The organism is Novosphingobium sp. (genome assembly GCF_031424035.1).
In the GTDB taxonomy this organism is placed as follows: Bacteria; Pseudomonadota; Alphaproteobacteria; order Sphingomonadales; family Sphingomonadaceae; genus Novosphingobium.
The window spans coordinates 1-21,378 of sequence record NZ_JANPGP010000032.1; the positions used below are offsets into that span (position 1 = coordinate 1).

25 protein-coding genes and 1 pseudogene are annotated in these 21,378 nt (G+C 63.7%); 22 read left to right on the forward strand and 4 right to left on the reverse strand.

Annotated elements, in window-relative coordinates; genetic code table 11:
- The 12 genes from RMO89_RS04555 to RMO89_RS04610 all read left to right on the forward strand — a co-directional run.
- Positions 1-122, forward strand: a 122-nt coding sequence (locus tag RMO89_RS04555; protein WP_310531521.1) for a 50S ribosomal protein L18, incomplete at its 5' end; no start/stop codon positions are given.
- 2 nt (positions 123-124) lie between these two features.
- Positions 125-895 (forward strand): 30S ribosomal protein S5, encoded by a 771-nt coding sequence (rpsE, locus tag RMO89_RS04560; protein WP_310531490.1) that lies wholly within the window; start codon positions 125-127, stop codon positions 893-895.
- 5 nt (positions 896-900) lie between these two features.
- Positions 901-1,077: a 50S ribosomal protein L30 gene (gene rpmD, locus RMO89_RS04565; protein WP_310531491.1), complete on the forward strand. Its 177-nt coding sequence runs from the start codon at positions 901-903 to the stop codon at positions 1,075-1,077.
- Positions 1,078-1,210: 133 nt separating this feature from the next.
- Entirely contained in the window at positions 1,211-1,732 is a 522-nt protein-coding gene (gene rplO, locus RMO89_RS04570; RefSeq protein ID WP_310531492.1) for a 50S ribosomal protein L15, read from the forward strand.
- A 127-nt stretch (positions 1,733-1,859) separates the two neighbouring features.
- Positions 1,860-3,209, forward strand: a complete 1,350-nt coding sequence (secY, locus tag RMO89_RS04575; RefSeq protein ID WP_310531494.1) for a preprotein translocase subunit SecY — start codon at positions 1,860-1,862, stop codon at positions 3,207-3,209.
- A 30-nt stretch (positions 3,210-3,239) separates the two neighbouring features.
- Entirely contained in the window at positions 3,240-3,887 is a 648-nt protein-coding gene (locus RMO89_RS04580) for an adenylate kinase (RefSeq protein ID WP_310531495.1), read from the forward strand.
- A gap of 72 nt (positions 3,888-3,959) precedes the next feature.
- On the forward strand, positions 3,960-4,730 hold the full coding sequence (locus RMO89_RS04585; RefSeq protein ID WP_310531496.1) for an SRPBCC family protein: 771 nt from the start codon (positions 3,960-3,962) through the stop codon (positions 4,728-4,730).
- Positions 4,731-5,031: 301 nt separating this feature from the next.
- Positions 5,032-5,400: a 30S ribosomal protein S13 gene (gene rpsM, locus RMO89_RS04590; protein WP_310531497.1), complete on the forward strand. Its 369-nt coding sequence runs from the start codon at positions 5,032-5,034 to the stop codon at positions 5,398-5,400.
- Between the two features lie 57 nt (positions 5,401-5,457).
- A complete protein-coding gene (gene rpsK, locus RMO89_RS04595; protein ID WP_310531499.1) occupies positions 5,458-5,847 on the forward strand; it encodes a 30S ribosomal protein S11 in 390 nt (129 codons plus the stop codon).
- A 102-nt stretch (positions 5,848-5,949) separates the two neighbouring features.
- Positions 5,950-7,011, forward strand: a complete 1,062-nt coding sequence (locus RMO89_RS04600; RefSeq protein WP_310531501.1) for a DNA-directed RNA polymerase subunit alpha — start codon at positions 5,950-5,952, stop codon at positions 7,009-7,011.
- Between the two features lie 109 nt (positions 7,012-7,120).
- Positions 7,121-7,540, forward strand: coding sequence for a 50S ribosomal protein L17 (gene rplQ, locus RMO89_RS04605; RefSeq protein ID WP_310531502.1), 420 nt, complete (start codon positions 7,121-7,123; stop codon positions 7,538-7,540).
- A 99-nt stretch (positions 7,541-7,639) separates the two neighbouring features.
- Positions 7,640-9,976 (forward strand): prolyl oligopeptidase family serine peptidase, encoded by a 2,337-nt coding sequence (locus tag RMO89_RS04610; RefSeq protein WP_409035513.1) that lies wholly within the window; start codon positions 7,640-7,642, stop codon positions 9,974-9,976.
- Here RMO89_RS04610 and RMO89_RS04615 read toward each other — a convergent pair.
- A complete protein-coding gene (locus RMO89_RS04615; RefSeq protein WP_310531503.1) occupies positions 9,966-10,727 on the reverse strand; it encodes a sterol desaturase family protein in 762 nt (253 codons plus the stop codon). The genes RMO89_RS04610 and RMO89_RS04615 overlap by 11 nt on opposite strands.
- Before the next feature lie 173 nt (positions 10,728-10,900).
- On the opposite strand from RMO89_RS04615, the gene RMO89_RS04620 reads away from it, so the two are divergent.
- A complete protein-coding gene (locus tag RMO89_RS04620) occupies positions 10,901-11,518 on the forward strand; it encodes a hypothetical protein (RefSeq protein ID WP_310531504.1) in 618 nt (205 codons plus the stop codon).
- A 66-nt stretch (positions 11,519-11,584) separates the two neighbouring features.
- Here the strand turns inward: RMO89_RS04620 and rnhA are convergent, their stop codons facing one another.
- The 3 genes from rnhA to ispH are packed head-to-tail and all read right to left on the reverse strand — an operon-like array spanning position 11,585 to position 13,978.
- Entirely contained in the window at positions 11,585-12,019 is a 435-nt protein-coding gene (gene rnhA / locus RMO89_RS04625; RefSeq protein ID WP_310531506.1) for a ribonuclease HI, read from the reverse strand.
- The gene (gene thrB / locus RMO89_RS04630) at positions 12,016-13,005 is read right to left on the reverse strand and encodes a homoserine kinase (RefSeq protein ID WP_310531508.1); all 990 of its coding nucleotides are present in this window, start codon (positions 13,003-13,005) and stop codon (positions 12,016-12,018) included. The genes rnhA and thrB overlap by 4 nt, the downstream gene beginning before the upstream one ends.
- A gap of 4 nt (positions 13,006-13,009) precedes the next feature.
- Positions 13,010-13,978: a 4-hydroxy-3-methylbut-2-enyl diphosphate reductase gene (gene ispH / locus RMO89_RS04635; protein WP_310531509.1), complete on the reverse strand. Its 969-nt coding sequence runs from the start codon at positions 13,976-13,978 to the stop codon at positions 13,010-13,012.
- 71 nt (positions 13,979-14,049) lie between these two features.
- On the opposite strand from ispH, the gene RMO89_RS04640 reads away from it, so the two are divergent.
- The 9 genes and pseudogenes from RMO89_RS04640 to tatC form a co-directional block, all read left to right on the forward strand.
- A complete protein-coding gene (locus RMO89_RS04640; RefSeq protein WP_310531511.1) occupies positions 14,050-14,700 on the forward strand; it encodes a hypothetical protein in 651 nt (216 codons plus the stop codon).
- Positions 14,701-14,865: 165 nt separating this feature from the next.
- A complete protein-coding gene (argS, locus tag RMO89_RS04645; protein ID WP_310531513.1) occupies positions 14,866-16,611 on the forward strand; it encodes an arginine--tRNA ligase in 1,746 nt (581 codons plus the stop codon).
- A 33-nt stretch (positions 16,612-16,644) separates the two neighbouring features.
- Complete coding sequence (locus tag RMO89_RS04650) at positions 16,645-17,394, forward strand: SPOR domain-containing protein (protein ID WP_310531515.1); 750 nt, start codon at positions 16,645-16,647, stop codon at positions 17,392-17,394.
- Between the two features lie 63 nt (positions 17,395-17,457).
- Entirely contained in the window at positions 17,458-18,480 is a 1,023-nt protein-coding gene (nagZ, locus tag RMO89_RS04655) for a beta-N-acetylhexosaminidase (RefSeq protein WP_310531516.1), read from the forward strand.
- On the forward strand, positions 18,477-19,283 hold the full coding sequence (locus RMO89_RS04660; protein WP_310531517.1) for a ScpA family protein: 807 nt from the start codon (positions 18,477-18,479) through the stop codon (positions 19,281-19,283). The genes nagZ and RMO89_RS04660 overlap by 4 nt, the downstream gene beginning before the upstream one ends.
- A complete protein-coding gene (gene scpB, locus RMO89_RS04665) occupies positions 19,280-19,927 on the forward strand; it encodes an SMC-Scp complex subunit ScpB (protein ID WP_310531518.1) in 648 nt (215 codons plus the stop codon). The genes RMO89_RS04660 and scpB overlap by 4 nt, the downstream gene beginning before the upstream one ends.
- A gap of 62 nt (positions 19,928-19,989) precedes the next feature.
- Positions 19,990-20,235, forward strand: coding sequence for a twin-arginine translocase TatA/TatE family subunit (locus tag RMO89_RS04670; RefSeq protein WP_310531519.1), 246 nt, complete (start codon positions 19,990-19,992; stop codon positions 20,233-20,235).
- 15 nt (positions 20,236-20,250) lie between these two features.
- Positions 20,251-20,628, forward strand: a complete 378-nt coding sequence (tatB, locus tag RMO89_RS04675; protein WP_310531520.1) for a Sec-independent protein translocase protein TatB — start codon at positions 20,251-20,253, stop codon at positions 20,626-20,628.
- A gap of 9 nt (positions 20,629-20,637) precedes the next feature.
- A pseudogene (gene tatC / locus RMO89_RS04680) lies at positions 20,638-21,378 on the forward strand (twin-arginine translocase subunit TatC); the annotation flags it as partial.

Below are 21,378 nucleotides of genomic sequence, written 5' to 3' on the forward strand. Positions count from 1 at the left end.
TCGCCGCGGCTGCCAAGCAGGCCGGCGTCACTTCTGTCGTGTTCGATCGCGGCGGCTTCCTTTTCCATGGCCGCGTCAAGGCGCTGGCTGATGCCGCTCGCGAAGGCGGGCTGGAGTTCTGATGATGGCAGACGAAACCAACAACGCAGCCGTGATCGACGCTCCGATCGCCGCGGCAAATCCCCAAGGCGCTGAAACCGGCGGCGAAGCTCGTGGTCCTGGTGGCCCCGGTGGCGGCGGCCGTGGCCGTGGTCGCGGTGGCAACGATCGTGGCGGCAATGACCGCGGCGGACGCGGCGGTGGCGGTGGTCGTGGTCGTGATGACCGCAATCGCGGCCGTGGCGGCGACGATGACGGCGGCGAAGAGCTGATCGAGAAGCTGGTTCACATCAACCGCGTCTCGAAGACGGTCAAGGGCGGCAAGCGCTTCGGCTTTGCAGCGCTGGTCGTCGTGGGCGACGGCAAGGGCCGCGTCGGCTTCGGTCATGGCAAGGCACGCGAAGTGCCGGAAGCCATCACCAAGGCTACCGCAGCTGCCAAGAAGAAGATGGTTCGCGTTCCGCTCAAGGAAGGCCGCACCCTGCACCATGACGGCAAGGGCCGTTTCGGCGCCGGCAAGGTCAACGTGCGTTCGGCTCCGGCCGGTACCGGCATCATCGCCGGTGGCCCGATGCGTGCCGTGTTCGAAAGCCTGGGCGTGGCCGACGTGGTGACCAAGTCGGTCGGCACTTCGAACCCGTACAACATGATCCGCGCCACCTTCGACGCACTCGTCAACCAGACTTCGCCGAAGTCGGTTGCCCAGCGCCGTGGCAAGAAGGTCGCTGACCTGCTGGGTCGTGGCGGCGCCAGCGTAGCAGAGGCGGAAGCCGACGCTGCCGCTATCGTGGAGTAAGACAGATGGCGACTATCAAGATCAAGCAGATCGGTTCGCCGATCCGCCGCCCGGAGAGCCAGAAGAAGATTCTGATCGGCCTGGGTCTGGGCAAGATGCACCGCATCGTTGAACGTCAGGATACGCCTGAAGTCCGCGGCGCGATTGCCAAGCTTCCCCACATGGTGAGGGTGGTCGATTGACCAATTGAGCGCGCCCGCCTAGGTGGGCGCGCTCATTCCTGTTGGAGGTAATCTCTCGGCCTCCCGAGGTCCTCGCCTGTGCGGGGTCTCAAATGAGAGAACAGCGCGACAAAAGCGAAAGCGAGTGCAACTCATGAAACTCAATGAAATCCGTGACAACGAAGGTGCCCGCAAGGGCCGCATGCGCGTCGGCCGTGGTATCGGTTCGGGCAAGGGCAAGACTGCCGGCCGCGGCCAGAAGGGTGCCAAGGCACGTTCGGGCGTCAGCATCAACGGCTTCGAAGGTGGCCAGATGCCGCTTCACATGCGCATCCCGAAGCGCGGCTTCAGCAACAAGCAGTTCGCCAAGGACTATGCCGAAGTGAACCTCGGCCTGATCCAGAAGGCGATCGATTCCGGCAAGCTGGACGCCAAGGCCGTCATCGATCACGCAGCGCTCAAGGCTGCCGGTTTTGCCCGTGGCGGCAAGGATGGCGTCCGTCTGCTCGGCAAGGGTGAATTCACCGCCAAGGTGACCTTCGCTGTTGACGGCGTTTCGGCCGGCGCCAAGGCTGCCGTCGAAAAGGCTGGCGGCACGGTCAACATTCCCGAAGCCGGCCCGACCGAGCACGAGAAGAAGACCGCTCGCCGCGAAGCCAACAAGGCTGCAAAGTAACGTCTGACCATCCCCGCGGCTGATGCTGCGGGGATGGTTGATCGCGGGGGTTCGACATCTCGCTTTCGTGCCTATATGGGCCTGAATGGCGATCCGCTGCGGATCCACAGCAAGGCACTATTCCCCGATGGCATCACGCGCCGATAACGTTGCGAGCACTCTGAACCTCGCCAATTTTTCCAAGGCCACCGAGCTGAAGAACCGCATCTGGTTCACGCTGGCGGCGCTTGTCGTTTTCCGCTTCCTCAGCTTCGTGCCGCTTCCCGGCATTGACCCGATCAAGCTGCAGAACTTCATGGACCGCAATTCTGGCGGCATCCTGGATTTCTTCAACATGTTCTCGGGCGGGGCGCTGGAACGCTATTCGCTGATCTCGCTCGGCGTGATGCCTTACATCACCGCCTCGATCGTCGTTCAGCTCGCCGCATCGCTGCATCCTTCGCTTGCCGCCCTCAAGAAGGAAGGCGAAAGCGGTCGTCGCAAGCTCAACCAGTACAGCCGTTATGGCGCCGTCGCATTGGCGCTGGTGCAGGGCTATGCGGCGCTCAAGAACGCTGCAGGACAGGGCTTCGCAGTCGATCCGGGTCCGCTGTTCTACATCGCCGGCCTGATTTCGCTGGTCGGTGGTACCATGTTCCTGCTGTGGCTGGGTGAGCAGATCACCTCGCGCGGGATCGGTAACGGCACGTCGCTGATCATCATGGCCGGCATTGTCGCCGGCATGCCGACTTTCGCTGCCAACCTGTTCGAAGGCGGCCGCACCGGCTCGATCAGCGGCACAACAATTGCGCTGATGCTGATCATCCTCGTCGCCATGGTGCTGTTCATCTGCTTCATGGAGCGTGCCACCCGGCGGCTGCTGATCCAGTATCCAAAACGCGCCACCCAGCGCGGCATGATGCAGGCGGACCGCAGCCACTTGCCGCTCAAGCTCAACACCTCGGGCGTCATTCCGCCGATCTTCGCGAGCTCGCTGCTGCTTCTGCCGCTGACGATCACGCAGTTTGCCGGCAATGCGCTGTCGACCGAATCGACGATGGGCTCGATCCTCGTTGCGGTGAACAACTACCTCGGCCACGGCAAGCCTGCTTACATGGCACTCTATGCCGCCGGGATCATCTTCTTCAGCTTCTTCTATACTGCCGTCGTGTTCAATCCCGAAGAGACGTCGGAGAACCTGAAGCGCAACGGCGGCTTCATCCCCGGCATCCGTCCCGGCAAGAACACCGCGACCTATCTCGACTACGTGCTGACCCGTATCACCGTGCTCGGCGCGGCCTATCTGACGATCGTCTGCCTGTTTCCGGAATGGATCATCGCCCAGACCGGGATCCGGGCCTCATTCTTTGGCGGAACGTCGCTGCTCATCGTGGTCAACGTGACTGTGGATACCATCACTCAGATCCAGTCGCACCTGCTGGCACATCAGTATGGTGACCTGATCAAGAAGGCGAAACTCAAGGGACGCATGCGCTGACAAGGCGCGCGCCATCGGGGGAATGAACGCGTGAACATCATCCTGCTTGGACCGCCGGGAGCGGGCAAGGGTACCCAGTCCCAGCGGCTCGTCGAACGGCATGGCATGCGCCAGCTGTCGACCGGCGACATGCTGCGTGCCGCCGTGAAGGCGGGCACGCCTGTCGGGCTCCAGGCGAAAGCCGTGATGGAGCGCGGCGAGCTGGTCTCGGACGCCATTGTCTCGGCGCTTATCGGCGAAGAGCTTGACTCGATGGGCGCGGATGCAGGCGCGATCTTCGATGGCTATCCGCGCACGGCCGCTCAGGCTGAGGCGCTCGACGGGATCCTGTCGCAGCGCGGCCGCACGCTCGATCACGTAATCGAGCTCGACGTGAATGAGGACGCTCTGGTCGAACGCATAACCGGGCGCTTCACCTGTGCTTCGTGCGGCAAGGGCTACCACGACAAGTTCGAGCAGCCGCGCATTCCCGGCACTTGCGACAAGTGCGGCTCGACTGAGTTCAAGCGCCGCCCGGACGATAACGAAGAAACCGTGCGTACCCGCATGGGCGAGTACCGCGCCAAGACCGCGCCGATCCTGCCGATCTATGACGCGCGCGGTATAGTCTCGCGGGTTAACGGCATGGCCGAGCTTGAGCATGTCACGGCGGCGATCGAAAAGGCACTCGGCTTCTGACAGCGCGCGTGCCGGGGGCTTGCGGCCCCCGCGCATTTGGCTAGCATCGACTCCCGACAGGGAGGATTTTCGATGCGACTTTTGCCCACCACGCTGGCTGCATTGCCGATGGCCATTATGGCGCTTCCGGCCAGCGCAGAAGTGGTGGCCAGCAGCGATGCCGGCTTCGTCATCCGCCTGACCGAGGAAGTCACCGCCACCCCCCAGGAAAGCTGGAAGATGCTGCTGACCCCCGGTGAGTGGTGGTCGGGCGCCCACACCTATTCTGGCGATGCCAGGAACCTCTACCTCGATGCCCAGGCGACCGGCTGCTTTTGCGAGAAGCTGCCCCGTCCCAAGGATGCCCCCGAAGATCAGCGGAATGGTTCGGTCGAGCACATGCACATTGTCTATGCCGAGCCAGGCCGCGTGCTGCGCATGACCGGCGGCTTGGGGCCGCTGCAATCGGAAGCCCTGCATGGATCGCTGACCATGACCTTCAAGGCGGTGCCCGGCGGCACGCGGATCCTGTGGGAATATGTCGTCGGCGGTTACATGCGCTACAAGCCGGAGCAGATCGGCCCGGCAGTCGACAAGGTGCTGACGGAACAGTTCCGCCGTCTCGGTGCCAAGCTGGGTGCCAAGACACCTGCTGCGCCTCCGGCCAAGGTGCAGGACAAGGATGAGCCGGCGCCTGCTGGGGAAGGAGATGCCGGAGCGGTTTCGGTCGGCAGCGATGTCGCGGCGGACTTCGATGCCTCGCTCAAGCCGGTGGCCAAACCCAAGGCGGCGGTTAAGCCCGCGCCCAAGTCTGCGCCCAAGTCTGCGACCAAACCTGCGGCAAAGAAGCCAGCCGGCGAATAGGCCCGGGCAGACTGGCGATTGGGGTTTTGACGAAGGCCTCCGGCAGCGGTATGAGGGCAGGGCAAGCAGCGCCCCGGCACCGTCAGGTGACCGGCCGGCTTCGCACTTGCAAGGCGTTGACAGGCGGGCCGAATCGGCCTAAGCGCGCCGTTCACTCGACAAAAACGGGTTAGTCCGGAAGGCAGCCGCCTGCGTGCGCGCCGACCCGGCTTTTCGCGTTTATGCCGAGGTGAAGCGTTGAGATGGTGGGCGCCGCATCCTTTCGGATCAGGCTAACCCACTGTGGAGCATGGAGAATTAAGTGGCTCGTATTGCCGGGGTAAACATCCCCACCAACAAGCGCGTTATCATCGCGCTCACCTACATTCACGGAATCGGACCCTTCAAGGCGAAGCAGATCGTCGACAAGCTGGGCATCGATCACAGCCGCCGGGTTGCCGATCTGAACGATCAGGAAGTCCTGCACATCCGTGAATCAATCGACGCTGAACACACCGTCGAGGGTGACCTTCGCCGTGAAACGTCGATGAACATCAAGCGGCTCATGGATCTGGCTTGCTATCGCGGCCTGCGTCACCGCAAGGGCCTTCCGGTCCGCGGCCAGCGCACGCACACCAACGCCCGTACCCGCAAGGGCAAGGCCAAGCCGATCGCCGGCAAGAAGAAGTAAGCCGGTCCTGAAAAGGACCTGGCTTCCCTTCCTTGATATTCGAGTAGGAAACGAAAAATGGCACGCGAACCCCAGCGCATCAAGCGCCGCGAGCGGAAGAACATCTCCAGCGGCATCGCGCATGTGAACGCCAGCTTCAATAACACCATGGTCACCATCACCGATGCCCAGGGCAATGCGATCTCGTGGTCGTCTGCCGGCGCGATGGGCTTCAAGGGTAGCCGCAAGTCGACGCCTTATGCTGCGCAGGTTGCCGCTGACGACGCCGGTAAGAAGGCCGCCGAACACGGCGTGCGCACGCTTGAGGTTGAGGTCAAGGGCCCCGGCTCGGGCCGCGAAAGCGCGCTCCGTGCCCTGCAGGCGGTTGGCTTCACCATCACCTCGATCCGTGACGTGACGCCGATTCCGCACAACGGCGTGCGTCCTTCCAAGCGTCGCCGCGTCTGATCCGCTTTTGCGCGGCGGCTTCGGTCGCCGCGTTTCAGGATCGGCCGCGGACCCATCTGGGGAAACGGCCGTCCCGCCAGAACAAACCCATAGGGGAAGTCCATGTCCGTCAATATCAAGAACTGGCAGGAACTGAAGAAGCCCAACAGCCTCGAAATCAAGCCGGGCAATGACCCGAAGCGCAAAGCGACTTTCGTTGCCGAGCCGCTTGAGCGTGGTTTCGGCCTGACGCTGGGCAATGCCCTGCGCCGCGTGCTGCTCTCCTCGCTGCAGGGCGCCGCGATCACCTCGATCAAGATCGAGAACGTTCTTCACGAATTCTCGTCGCTTGCCGGCGTTCGCGAAGACGTGACTGACATCGTGCTCAACGTGAAGCAGATCGCTCTGCGGATGCAGGGCGAAGGCCCGAAGCGTCTCCAGCTTTCGGCAACCGGCCCCGCCGAAGTCACCGCCGGTGACATCGCGGTGACGGGCGACATCGAAGTGATGAACAAGGATCTCGTGATCTGCCATCTCGACGAAGGCGCCACGCTGAACATGGAACTGACCGCCGACACCGGCAAGGGCTATGTTCCCGCCGTGTCGAACCGTCCGATCGATGCGCCCATCGGCCTTATCCCGGTCGATTCGCTCTACTCGCCGGTTCGCCAGGTCAGCTACAAGGTCGACAACGCCCGTATCGGCCAGGAGCTTGACTACGACAAGCTGAGCCTGACGGTCGATACTGATGGCACCATCACCCCGGAAGACGCCGTGGCCTATGCCGCGCGCATCCTTCAGGACCAGCTGGCGCTGTTCGTCCACTTCGAAGACGTGGCCCCGATCGGCCAGTCGCCGATGATTGGCATGGCGGCTTCGGCCCCCAGCGACGAAGGCGATACCAACCAGCTCAACCGCTACCTCCTCAAGAAGGTGGACGAGCTGGAACTGTCGGTCCGTTCGGCAAACTGCCTCAAGAACGACAACATCATCTACATCGGCGATCTGGTCCAGAAGACCGAGGCCGAGATGCTCCGTACGCCGAACTTCGGCCGCAAGTCGCTCAACGAGATCAAGGAAGTCCTGAGCTCGATGGGTCTGCGCCTCGGCATGGACATCCCTGGCTGGCCGCCGGAAAACATCGAGGAAATGGCCAAGAAGCTCGAACAAGAGCTGCTGGGCTGATCCAGAAGATTCCCTCCCGGTTCTCCGGGAGGTTGGGTGGAGGCGGCGGCCCAAAGCGTCGCCTGGACCGGGGTACCTGATACGGCCCCCTTACGAACGGAATAGAAAAATGCGTCATAAGATAGGCCATCGCAAGCTTAACCGCACCTCGTCACATCGTATTGCGATGCTGCGCAATATGGCGGCGGCTCTGATCAAGCACGAGCAGATCACCACCGGAATTGCCAAGGCCCGCGAGCTCGCGCCCTATGTTGAAAAGCTGATCACGCTGGGCAAGCGTGGCGGGCTTTCCAACCGTCGTCTGGCTCATGCCCGGCTGTTGGACGAGACGCAGGAGCGCAAGCTGTTTGAAGTTCTGGCAGCCCGTTATGCAGACCGCGCCGGTGGCTATACCCGCGTGATCAAGGCTGGCTTCCGCGCTTCGGACGCTGCCCCGATGGCCGTGATCGAACTGGTTGACCGCGACGTCACTGCCAAGGGCCAGGATTCGGGCCCGGTGATGGCTGACGAAGACTTCGACGAAGCTTGATCTTTTGAACCCCGCTCCGGTGGGGTTTCAGCCAAGATTGCAAAAGCGGTTGCGGGTGTTAGGTCACTCACAGCCGCTTTTTTGCATGTAGGGAAGATGATGGCCGCCCTCGGTCGCTGCCGTTTGTTCACTGCCCGGATGGTGTTTGGCCTGCTGATGTTCGGCCAGCAAGGCGCTGCCCATGCCGCCGGCCCATCTGCTCCGATCTATCCAGCCACCCCTCGCGGCGATGTCGTCGAAACCCAGTTTGGCGAGGCGATTGCTGATCCCTATCGCTGGCTCGAAAACGATGTCCGCACCGACAAGGCCGTGGCCGCGTGGGTGGAACAACAGAACGCCGCGACCGACGCCTACCTCGCCAAGCTGCCGCAGCGTGACTGGTTCGCCCGGCGCATCCGCGAATTGCTGGATTACGAACGCTTCGGCCTGCCGCAGAAGGCCGGCGGACGCTATTTCTACACGCGCAATTCGGGCCTGCAGAAGCAATCGCAATTGTTCGTGCGCAAGGGGCTGAACGGCAAGCCGCGCCTGCTGATCGATCCCAACACCTGGGCAAGCGATGGCACCGCCGCGCTTGATGAATGGGTCCCTTCGCGCAATGGCAAGCTGCTGGCCTATGCGGTGCAGGGCGGCGGCTCCGACTGGCGCACGATCCGGATTAGCGATACCAAATCGGGCAAGGACCTCGCCGATGAACTGCGCTGGGTGAAGTTTTCCGGCCTTGCGTGGATTGGTTCGGAAGGCTTCCTCTATTCGCGGTTTCCCGAGCCCCGCGAAGGGGCCGAATTTCAGGCGGTAAACCTGGGTCATGCCGTCTATTTCCACCGGATCGGCACTCCGCAATCAGCAGACGAACGCGTTTACGCGACCCCCGATCACCCTGAACTCAGTCACCGCGCGCGGGTAACGTGGGACGATCGGTGGGCAGTGATCTCATCGTCGCAAGGGACCGAAAGCAAGTTTGAACTGCACGCCATTCCGCTCGCCGGACAGCGCAAAACCAGTCCCATTCCCGTAGCGGATGTGCGGACTGCGTTGCTTACCGGAAGGCAGCTGCCGAAGATCGAGCCCCGGCGCGACTGGTCGGCGCTAGAGTTGGTGAACGGCCTTGATCACAATTGGCGGCTGATCGAAGGCGTTGGTGACAGCCTGTGGTTCGTCACCAATCGCGGGGCGGGCCGGGGAAAGGTGGTGCGCGCCGACCTTGACCGCTGGATTCCGCGAGGCCGCAAGATCGCACACGCGCCGGCGCTCGGCTGCGGGCCTATCGATGGCGAGCCGTGCCCGTCCGACAATGAACCGCCCTGGACCTTCCACGAGGTCGTGCCCGAGCGCGCCGATACGCTTAACCGCGCGCAGATCGTTGGTGACCGGCTGCTGCTGTCCTACCTCAAGGACGCATCGACACGGGCGGAACTGGTCTCGCTGGATGGCAAGCCGGTGCAGGCGATCCGGCTCAGCGCGATCGGCACGGCATCCGGTTTTTCGGGCAAGCCGGGCGACCCCGAGACGTTCTACTCGTTTGCCAGTTTCAACCAGCCCCCGGCGGTGTTCCGCTTTGACAGCCGCACCGGGCAATCGCTGCCCTTCGCCGTGCCCAAGGTCTCTTTCGATCCGGCGAGCTACGAAGTGGAGCAGCGCACCTATGCCTCACGCGATGGCACGCGGGTGCCGATGTTCCTCGTCCGCAAGCGGGTGATTGCCGAGGCGGGCAAGGCGGTGCCGACGCTGCTTTACGGCTATGGCGGCTTCGATGTCTCGCAAGTGCCTTCGTTCTCGGCGGTCAGGATGGCCTGGCTCGAGGCGGGCGGCGCCTTTGCGCTCGCCAACCTGCGCGGCGGCGGGGAATTCGGCAAGGCATGGCATGATGCCGGACGGCTGGCGAACAAGCAGAACGTGTTCGACGATTTCATCGCGGCGGGTGAATATCTGATCACGCGGGGCGTGACCCCGAAGAACGGCCTTGTCATTCAGGGTGGATCGAACGGCGGATTGCTGGTCGGCGCCGTGGTCAACCAGCGGCCGGACCTGTTCGCCGCCGCCGTGCCGCAGGTGGGCGTGATGGACATGCTGCGCTTCGATCGTTTCACTGCTGGACGCTATTGGGTCGACGATTACGGCTATCCGTCAAAGGAAGCGGATTGGCGGGTGCTGCGCGCCTATTCGCCGTACCACAACCTGAATGCCGGAGTGGCCTATCCGCCGGTGCTGGTGACCACCGCCGATACCGATGACCGGGTGGTGCCGGCCCATTCTTTCAAATATGCCGCTGCATTGCAGGCCGCCAACCCCGGCGGCAAGCCACACTTGATCCGCATAGAGACGCGCGCCGGGCACGGCTCGGGCAAGCCGACCGACAAGGTCATCGAAGAAGGCGCCGATATTCTGGGCTTCCTGTCCGCGTGGAGCGGACTGGAAGTCGATACTAGGCCGTAGCGGTAGTGGTGGCCGGCGCTTCGGCCTCAACCTCGTCGACACGGCCTTCGAAATGCGGCCATGACAGCAGCTCGCGCAAGGAGCGCGGAGCGGTGGCCTGTCCGGTCGGCGGCCAGCCGTCGGGCCGGCGGTAAGTGCCGAAGACCACATCGAACACCGGGAACAGCGCCGCGAAGTTCGAATCGAAGTGTTCGGGCAATTTCGAATGGTGGCGGCGGTGATAGGCGGGGCTGTTCAGCACCCACGAGAAGCGGCCGAAGTTCACCTTCAGGTTGGCATGGATGAAGTAGTTGTACAGCGAGATTGCGGCGTAGCTGACCAGCACCATCTGCGTCGGCTCTATGATCATGAATGACAGCGGCCAGATGGTAAATGACTTGAAGAACTGGTCGCCCCAGAAGTGACGGTTGGTTGTCAGCGCACACATTTCCGGATCGGAATGGTGCAGCGAATGCATCCGCCAGAGAAACGGCACACGGTGCTGGGCATAGTGGAAGGCATATTCGACGCCATCCCGCACGAAGAGGAAGATCAGGAAGCCGGCCCAAAGCGGCAATTTCTTGGCATCGATCAGCGCGCCGCCGGTCCAGTCGGGCACGAAAACCAGGAACAGCATTCCGGCGAAAAAGCTGACCAGCCAGGCCTGGATGTTGCGTATCCAGTCCAGTGGCCCCGGATTGAGGCGCTTTTCAAGCAGGGTGATCCCGCCGATCAGCGCAATCTGGGCCATAAGGAAGTACAACGCGAGCATGGGCTTTTCCAGTAACCGCAAAGGGTTAACGTTTGGTGCCGAGCATCGTTCATGTTTTTGGCTGTTTTTATGAATATTGCCTGTCAGGCAGGTTCAGCCTCGCATCACCCGCGATTCGGTAGTTCAGCGTCATCGGACGGGAATCGCCCCGTTCACGTGACGAGGATCGAGACATGAAGACCATTTCAAAAGCACTGGCCAAGGGCGCAGTTGCCACTTTCGTGGCTGGCGCAATGGTGGCTTCGGCAGCAGCTCCGGCCGCCGCGCGTGACCATCGCGACCGTGATGGCATCAGCGCAGGCGACGTAATTGCCGGCGCTGTCATCCTTGGCGGGATCGCCGCCGTTGCTTCGGCATCCAGCCGGGACCGTGGGTATGATTACAACTATGGCCGTGCTGGCTATGACCCCCGCTACAATCGCGGTTACGACAATCGTGGTTACGACAACCGTGGCTATGACAACCGTTACGGCAACCCGCGCCAGGCGATCGAGCTGTGTGTCCGCACTGCCGAACGCGACGCCGGCCGCTACTCCTATGGCCGGGCAGACGTGACCGACATCCGCGATGTCGATACCAACAGCCGTGGCTATACGGTGCGTGGCCGGATCGCGGTGAATTCGAACGGTCGTGATTGGCGCAATGGCGACAACCGGTATGGCCGCGGCTGGGGCAATGACTATCGCGGCTGGAACGACAACCTGCGCGGCTACGACAGTGGTTCGTTCAAGTGCAAGGTCGAATACGGCCGCGTTGTCGACATCGACTACAGCGGTGTTCGCGGCCTCTGAGCCCCCTCAGTCGTCGCTGAACAAGGCCCCCCGTCTCGCAAGAGGCGGGGGGTTTTGTGTCTATGGTCACCTCGCCGCGTCCGCAGCGTCGCTGGCCAGCTTGTCCGCCCGTTCATTCTCCGGGTGGCCATCGTGGCCTTTGACCCAGATCCATTCGATGCGGTGCGGGCGGGTGGCTTCGATCAGTTCGATCCACTGGTCGGAATTGGCGACGGGCTTCTTCGCCGCGTTGCGCCAGCCGTTCTTCTGCCAGCCGTAAATCCACTTGGTGATGCCGTCGATGACATAGCGGCTGTCAGTGTGGAGATGCACCTGGCACGGCTCCTTGAGCGCGCCGAGGGCATTGATCACGGCGGCGAGTTCCATGCGGTTGTTGGTCGTCGCCTTGTCGCTGCCCGACAGTTCCTTTTCATGGTGCCCCATGCGCAGGATCGCGCCCCAGCCGCCGGGGCCGGGATTGCCCTTGCAGGCGCCGTCGGTGAAAATCTCGACCTGTTTCACGCGAAGACGCCGGCGTTCACCGGATCGGCGTAAAATTGCAGGCGGCGGGCGAAGGCCATCGGGTCCTTGCGGGTGACCAGCGCATCGCCGGGCGTGTTCAGCCAGTCATAGGCCCGCGTGGCAAGGAAACGCAGCGCCGCGCCGCGTGCCAGCAGGGGGAGGGCCGCCTGTTCCGCCGCTGACAGCATGCGGACCGAGCGGTAGCCGGCCAGCAGCGCTCGGGAAATTTCGGGCAAGAATGTCGCTCCCGAAGCGTCGAAGCACCATGCCGCGTGGGTCACCGCAATGTCGTAGGCAAACTTGCCGGTGCAGGCGAAATAGAAGTCGATTAGGCCGGTGACTTCGTTGCCGAGCATCAGCACGTTGTCGGGAAACAGGTCGGCATGGATCACGCCGCTAGGCAGGTCAGACGGCCATGCGTCGACGGTTGCGGGCAAATGCTCAGCGACGAGCCCGGCCAGTGCCGGGTCGATCGAAGCGAGGCCAGCCTCTCCGCATGCCCCGAGCAATTCCTGCCAGCTCGCCGGTCCCATGCTGTTTTCACGGGCATCGGCGAAGTCGGCAGCAGCGAGGTGAATCCGCGCCAGCGCTGCGCCAACTGCTTCGGCCTGCCCCACAGTCGGCTTGCTCACCGAAACGCCGGGCAGGAATTCGATCAGCGCCACCGCCTTGCCGTCGATCAGCTGATAGGCCTGTCCCTGCCGGTCGTGGATCGTTGCCGGAACCGGGCAGTCCTTGGCCGACAAGTGATCGAGCAGGCCAAGGAAGAACGGCAGGTCCGCCACCTCGGTGCGCTGCTCATACATCGTCAGGATGAAGCGCGCGCCCCCAGAACCGACAGCGCCGTCGGCGCCGGTGGTGTCGATCAGCCAGTTGGAATTGGACACGCCCTCGGCAATGCCTTTGGCCGAAACCAGCGCGCCGACATCGAAGGTGGCGATGAGGGCGGCAAGCTGTTCCGCGCCAAGGCTGGTATAGACCGCCACGGCCTCAGCCTTCCGTCAGCTGACGGGGCAGCTTGAAGATCATCTTTTCCTCGGCAGTGACGACCGTTTCTTCAACCAGCGTGCGGATCGCGGCGAGCCGGTCAACCACTTCGCGCACCAGTTCTTCGGGTGCAGAGGCACCGGCGGTGAGGCCGACCGTGTTCACGCCGTCCAGCCACGCCGGATCGATCTCGCTCCCGCGTTGCAGCAGCCTTGCAGGGGTGCCGCAGCGTTCGGAAACCTCGACCAGCCGCACCGAGTTTGAGCTGTTGGGCGCGCCGATCACCAGCACCAGATCGCAATCGGGGGCGATCTGCTTGACCGCTGCCTGCCGGTTCGACGTGGCATAGCAGATGTCCTCCGCCTTGGGCCCGGCAATCTGCGGATAGCGCTGGCGCAAAGCCTCGACCACGGCGGCGGTATCATCGACCGACAGTGTCGTCTGGGTCAGGAAAGCCAGCGGGGCGTCATCGGCAAAGGTCAGCGATTCAACATCGGCGACGGTTTCGACCAGCGTGATCTCGCCTTCGGGAACCTGGCCCAGCGTGCCGATCACTTCGGGATGGCCGCGGTGGCCGATGAACACGATGTGCCGCCCGGCCTCGATCTGGCGTTCGGCCTGGCGGTGGACCTTGCTGACCAGCGGGCAAGTGGCATCGAGCCATTGCAGGCCGCGCTCCGTAGCCTCGACCGGCACCGATTTCGGCACGCCGTGCGCGCTGAAGATCACCGGCACGCCGTCCGGCACTTCGTCCAGTTCCTCAACGAAGATCGCGCCCTTGGCCTTCAGGCTGTCGACAACGAAGCGGTTGTGGACAATCTCGTGCCGGACATAGACCGGCGGGCCATAGCGCTTGAGCGCCAGTTCGACGATGTCGATTGCCCGGTCAACGCCGGCGCAGAAGCCGCGCGGGGCGGCAATGATGAGGCGAAGAGGGGCTGACCCCTTTGGCGCGGATAATGCGGCGTTCATTTCGTGCCCACTAGCGCTTCGTGCGGCCAGCCGCTAGGGCGGCAAAACGATTTTAAAGGAACCGGATTGCGATGACTGCCCGCACGCGCCTGATTGCCGCCACTGCCCTTGTTGCCGCACTTGCCGGATGCCGCAGCACCGGTGACATCGTTGTCGATGAAGGCGTAGGCATCACGGCGGTCCGCACGGCTTGCCCGGCGGTCGGCATTCCCGACTTCACCGGCGATGTCACCCTGTTCCGCACCCCCGGCGCGACCGACGCTGGATCGATCGATGTCACCGCCGCGATGACCAACCTGCGCACCCAGTGCAATGAAGCCGGCGCCAAGGTCTATTCGACCTCGACCTTCGACGTACTTGGCCGCCGCAGCGACGTGCGCGGCGCTCGCACCGTGCAGATTCCCTATTTCGTCACCGTCCTGCGCGGCCGTTCGGCAGTTGTATCGAAGCGCGTCGGCACGGTAACTCTGAACTTCGCTGACGGACAGGAACGCGCCCAGGCACGCGGTCAGGCTTCGGCCTATGTCGACAAAGCGGAAGCAACCCTGCCGGCAGAGATCCGCGCTGAAATCACCCGCAAGCGCAAGGCCGGCGATTCTGATGCTGCGACCGATCCGCTGTCGCGCCCGGAAATCCGCGCCGCCGTGAACCGTGCGACGTTCGAAGTTCTGGTCGGCTTCCAGCTTGACCAGACCCAGCTGAACTATAACGCCACCCGGTGATGCAAATCCTCCCCCCTCGCGGGGAGGTGGCAGCCGCAGGCTGACGGAGGGGGCTCTCCTCCGAACGCTGCGCCCGGACGATAGCCCCCTCCACCACCTTCGGTGGTCCCCCTCCCCGTTCTGGGGAGGATTTCCAATTGCCGACAAACCGGCTAACGGCCCCCCATGCCAATGACCAAAACGCTCTACGCCGCCTATGCCGGCCATCTTTCCGCTGCGCTGGATGCGCTAGAAGCGTCGGGCGTGCTGCCCGCTGGAAGCCCGCGCGCCAACGTAACGGTCGAGCCGCCGCGCGACACGTCGCACGGCGATCTTGCCACCAACGCCGCGATGGTGCTGGCCAAGGGTGCCGGCACAAACCCGCGAGCCCTGGCCGAGGCACTGGTCGCCGAATTGGTCAAGGTTTCCGGCATTACCAGCGCCGAGATTGCCGGCCCCGGCTTCATCAACCTGCGGCTGGCCGATGGCGCGTGGATCGATGAGTTGCGCGCGATTGCGGCGCTGGGCGCAGACTATGGCCGCTCCAACCTTGGCGGCGGATCGACGGTCAACGTGGAATACGTCTCGGCGAACCCGACCGGCCCGATGCACATGGGCCACTGCCGCGGCGCGGTGGTCGGCGATGCGCTGGCCACACTGCTCGAATGGTCGGGCCACAAGGTCATCCGTGAATACTACGTCAACGATGCCGGCGCGCAGGTGGAGGTGCTCGCGCGTTCGGTGCACGTGCGTTACCGCGAGGCGTTGGGTGAGGAGGTCGGCGCGATTCCGGAGGGGCTTTACCCCGGCGATTACCTTGTGCCGGTGGGAAAGAAGCTCGCGGATCGGTATGGTGACAAGTTTGTCCATGCCCCCGAAGCCGAATGGCTCAATTTCTTTGAGGAATTCGCCGTCGCGTCAATGATGGACATGATCAAGGCGGATCTTGCCCTTCTCGGCATCCGTCACGACGTTTTCACGTCCGAGTTTGGTCTCCATATGGCCGGCAAACCCGACGAGGCCGAAGCATGGCTGCGCGCGCACGATCTTGTCTATGATGGCCAGCTTGAAGCGCCCAAGGGCAAGACGATCGAGGACTGGGAAGCGGTCGAACTGCCGCTGTTCCGCTCGACGAAGTTTGGCGACGATCAGGACCGGCCGATCAAGAAATCGTCGGGCGAATGGACCTATTTTGGCGCCGATCTCGCCTATCACTTCCAGAAGGCACAAAGCGCCGACGCGCTCGTCGATATCTGGGGCGCCGACCACGCCGGCACGGTAAAGCGGATCAAGGCCGCCGTCGCCGCGATGACCGGCGCAAAAGGCACGCCGACCCCATTCGAAGTCAAGCTGGTCCAGATGGTCCAGCTGATGAAGGGCGGCCAGCCGTTCAAGATGTCAAAGCGGTCGGGCAATTTCGTTACCCTTGCCGATGTCGTCGAGATGGTGGGCAAGGACGTCGTCCGCTTCACCATGCTGACCCGCAAGCCTGACGCCCAGATGGACTTCGACTTCGACAAGGTGGTCGAAGCATCGAAGGACAACCCGGTGTTCTACGTGCAATATGCCCACGCGCGTATCCGCAGCAACCTGCGCAAGGGCGCGGAAGCGGGCATTGCGCCGTCGGACGAGCACCTCGACCTGCTCGGGGCTGAAGAAATGGAGCTGCTCAAGGTCGCCGCGCAATTCCCGCGGCTGGTCGAAGCCGCCGCCGTGGCGCGCGAACCACACCGCATCGCTTTCTATCTCTATGACCTCGCCGGGGCGTTCCATTCGTTCTACAACGTCGGCAATGACCGTCCTGAAAAGCGGTTCATAGTGGCACAGGATCAAGCGGTTACAAGCGCAAGGCTTTTCCTTGCCGCACAAATCGGGCAACTTGTCCGCAACGGGCTCGCCATCCTTGGTGTGGAAGCCGTCGAAGAGATGTAACTGCTGCCCCGGGGGGCGGCTGCGGAGGGCGCAATGATCGAAGAAAACGGCCGGGATCCGGAAGACAACGGCGTCGAAGGCCTGCAGGACTCCGTCGAAGATGGTCAGGACTTCGTCGAGCAAGCGGTCTATGACAATGAAGAGCCGAAGGAGCTCGACCTCGACGAGGACGATCGCTTGCCGTGGCTCGAATCCGCTGACGACGATTATGACGAGGAGGGCGTCGATGGCGCCCGCGTCTTCGGGTTCGTTCTCGCCGGTCTGCTGGCGCTCGCCGCGATCGTCTATGCGATCTGGTGGTTCAGCCACCGCACGCCCGATCCCGCGCTGGTCGCCGATGGCAGCACCATTGCCGCGCCGACCGAACCCTACAAGGAAGCGCCGAAGAATCCGGGCGGCAAGTCTTTCGCCGGGCAGGGCGATACCTCCTATTCGGTCGCTCAGGGCAAGGACAGCCAGACCAAGCTGGCCGGCGGCGGCGAAGCGCCCAAGCCGAGCATCGATGCCGGCGCTCCCGCAACTGCGGCGGGCTCCGCGCCTGCTACCGGGGGTGTCGGCGTGCAGGTTGGCGCCTATGGCAGCCGCGAAAAGGCCGAACAGGCGTGGTCCACTCTCGCCGGACGCAGCGATGCGCTCAAGGGCGTGAACCACCGCGTGGTTGAAGGAACGGCCGACATTGGCAAGGTCTATCGCCTTCAGGCTGTTGCCGGTGACGGCGCAGCGGCGGATGCCCTGTGCGGCCGGCTGAAGTCGGCGGGCATCACCTGCCAGGTGAAGCGCTGATTTTCCCCATTTCCTGACCCCTGCGCGCTTGCATTGATAGCGCGCAGGGGCCAGTTTCCGGCCATGGTTCCTGCAATTTACGGCCTGTCCGGTTTAACCCTCACCGCTGAAGAACGCGCATTTTTCGCGGATGCCGATCCGGCGGGCTACATCCTGTTCGGGCGCAACATCGAAAGCCGTGAACAGGTCCGCGCGCTCACTGACGACCTGCGGGCGCTGCACGGGCGGAACCGCCTGCTCATCACCATCGATCAGGAAGGCGGCCGCGTGGCGCGGATGAAGCCGCCGGTCTGGCCGGCCTATCCGGCAGGCTCAGCGTTCGACCGGCTTTATGACATTGGCCCGGCCAGCGCGATCGAGGCGGCGCGGGCCAATGCCGAGGCGTTGGCGATTGATCTTGCCGAAGTCGGCATCTCCTGCACCCACGCTCCCGTGCTCGATGTCCGCTGCGAAGGCGCGCACGACGTGATCGGCGACCGCTCCTATGGTTTCGAGCCGATGCGCGTGGCCGCTTTGGGACGCGCCGTTCTCGATGGGCTGGCGCGCGGCGGGGTGGCCGGCACGATCAAACACGTCCCCGGCCACGGCCGCGCCTGTGCTGACAGCCACAAGGAACTGCCCACCGTCACCGCCAGCGAAGAAGAACTGGAGCGCGACCTTGCGCCGTTCCGCGCGCTTGCTGGCGCGGCGATGGGGATGACCGCGCACGTTCGCTACACCGCGTGGGATGCGGACAACCCCGGCACGCTCTCGCCGTTCGTGGTGGGTGAAATCATCCGCCGGCGCATCGGTTTTGACGGCCTGCTGCTGACTGACGACATGGACATGCAGGCGCTCGCCGGACCGGTGCCGGATAATGCCGCCCGCGCGCTCGCGGCGGGCTGCGATATTGCGCTCAATTGCTGGGCCAAGATGGATGACATGCTGGGCATCGCGCGGGCCTGCCCGGACATTCGCGCTGACAGTGCCGCGCGGCTGGAGCGGGCGCTGGCTCCGACGCGTGTTCCGGCGGATGATACGGCAGGGCAGGGTGACCTGTTCGCCAAGCGCGATGCCTTGCTCGCCTTGTGCGAGGGCGAGGCGTGAGCCAGCAAGACCTCGATCTGCCGGTAACGGCGCAACCGGCGGAGGAGGATTGGGCCGGTCCGGCTGCTGCGGCAGGCGCGGACGAGGCGCTGTATCTTGAGCTGGACGGCTGGGAAGGGCCGCTCGATCTGCTGCTCGATCTGGCGCGGCGGCAGAAGGTGGACCTTCGGAAGATATCGATCCTTGGCCTTGTCGATCAGTACCTGCTGTATATCGAGCGGGCCGAGGAGCTGCGGCTGGAACTGGCGGCAGATTACCTCGTGATGGCGGCCTGGCTGGCTTACCTGAAGTCATCGCTGCTGCTGCCGCGCGAGGAGCAGGACGAGCCAAGCGCCGAGGAACTGGCGATGCGCCTGCAATTGCGTTTGCAGCGGCTAGCGGCGATGCGCGATGCGGCGGCGCGGCTGATGGGGCGCGACCGGCTGGGGCGTGACGTGTTCCTGCGCGGTGCGCCGGAGGGGCTGCGCGTCGATCGCAAGAACCGCTGGCAGTGTGACTGGTTCGATCTGGTTCAGGCCTATGGTCAGGTAAAGGCGCGCACCGCCCCGGTGGTCCACATGGTCCGCGACCGCATGGTGATGACGCTCGATTCGGCGCTTTCCCGCGTGTCGTCGATGCTCGGCGTGACGCTCGACTGGATCGAACTGCGCGAATTCCTGCCGCCGCATGCCGATGCCAAGTTGCGGAAATCGGCGCTGGCTTCCAGCTTCGTTGCCGCGCTCGAACTGGCGCGGATGGGCAAGGCGGAGATGGTGCAGGAGGAGACCTTCGGGCCACTGCGACTGCGGCGCATGACGGCATGAGCCAGAAGCCCGATGACCTTGTTCGCGCGGTGGAAGCCACCCTGTTTGCGGCGGAAATGCCGATGACGGCGGAGGCGATTTCGACTCATCTCGGCGGGGCGGATGTGAAGGCGGCGCTACGCGAACTGGCGGCGCATTATGCCGGGCGCGGTATTGCCGTGGTTGAACGCGCCGGGCGCTGGCACTTCCAGACTTCCGCCGATCTGGCCCACCTGCTGCGCCGCGAGCGCGAAGAAACGCGGCGCCTGTCGCGCGCAGCTACCGAGACGCTGGCGATCATCGCTTATCACGAACCCGTCAGCCGCGCCGAGATCGAATCGATTCGCGGTGTCCAGACAGCCAAAGGCACGCTCGACGTGTTGCTCGAGGCGGGCTGGGTGCGCGTGGCCGGACGGCGTGAAGTGCCGGGGCGGCCGGTGATCTATGCCACCACGCCCGAATTTCTCGCGCATTTCGGGCTGTCTTCGCGCAAGGACTTGCCGGGGATTGACGAGCTCAAGGCCGCCGGCTTGCTCGATCCGGTCGACGATGCGCTTGATGCGGCGCTGGCCCGAAAGGATGATGCAGCAGCCGAGGAAAAGGAAACCCGCCTGGCGGACGAAAATTGGTCAGACGGACTGGCAAGCGAGGATGAAAGCGCCTAGATACCCCGGCGAGGGGCGCGGTCGTGTAGTGTACGCACGGCGCTTTTGCGGAGTATTCTGAAATGGGTTTCGGGTCTGCCTGGCACTGGATCGTGGTGCTGATCGTCGTCCTCGTGCTGTTCGGCCGTGGCCGGGTTGCCGATGTCATGGGTGAATTCGGCAAGGGGCTGAAAAGCTTCAAGCAGGGCATGAACGACGAGGACAACAAGCCTGTCCCGCCGCCGCCCGCACAGATTCCCGCTCCGGAAAGCGCAGCTGCACCCGCTCCGGCACCGGCGGCCAGCGAAACGATCAAGACCGGCGAATAAGCCGGTCATCCAGCCATGTTTGACGTCGGCTTCGACGAGATGCTGTTGATCGCCATCGTGGCGATCGTGGTTATCGGTCCCAAGGACCTGCCGATGGCGCTGCGCACCGTCGGGCGCTGGATGGCGAAAGTTCGCCGCATTTCCGGCCATTTCCGCTCGGGCGTGGAAACGATGATCCGCGAGGCGGAGCTGGAGGACATGGAAAAGAAATGGCGCGAACAGAACGCCGCGATTCTTGCCGCCCACCCCGATCCGGGCCCCGATGCGGAATCGCGGGCGGCGGCCGCTGCGGCAGAGGGGGATGCAACCATGCTGCCGCTTTCCGCACCCCTTCCGGAAACGGCCAAGCCTGACGACACTGCGCCCGAGCTTCCGCTCGCCGGTCCGCGATAGGGGGCTGGGGTGGTCTTCAAGATTCGCGAGATCGACGATTCGCAGGCACCGCTGCTTGATCACCTGGTCGAGCTGCGCACGCGGCTGATGCGCTGCATCTTTGCGCTGCTCATCGCCTTTGGCTTGTGCCTCTATTTCGCGCGCGACATTCTCGGCTTTCTTGTCCAGCCATTGGTCGATGCCGGTCAATCGCGGCTGGTCTTCACCAAGCTTTACGGCCAGTTCTTTGTCGAACTGAAAGTCGCCATCTTTGCCGGCTTCTTCGCCAGCTTCCCGATCATCGCCAACCAGCTTTGGGCCTTCATCGCGCCGGGGCTCTAAGCCAAGGAAAAGCGCGCTTTTCTGCCGTTCCTGCTGATGACCCCGGTGCTGTTCATCGGCGGCGGCGCGCTCGCCTATTATGTCGTGATGCCCACCGCGTTCCGCTGGTTCCTTGGCTTTCAGGGCATGCAGGGCGATATCAAGATCGAGGCGATGCCCAGTTCCGAGGACTATCTCGGCCTTGTCATGCAGTTCATCCTCGCCTTCGGGTTCAGTTTCCTGCTGCCGGTGCTGCTGCTGCTGCTCAACCGCGCTGGCATTGTCAGTCGTGCGCAGCTGAGCGGCGCGCGGCGCTATGTCATCGTCGGGATCACCGTGCTGGCAGCAGTGATCACGCCGCCAGACGTCATGTCGCAGCTGATGCTGGCGGTGCCGCTGTTCCTGCTGTTCGAAGGCGCGCTGGTGATCATGTGGTTCACCGAGCGCAAT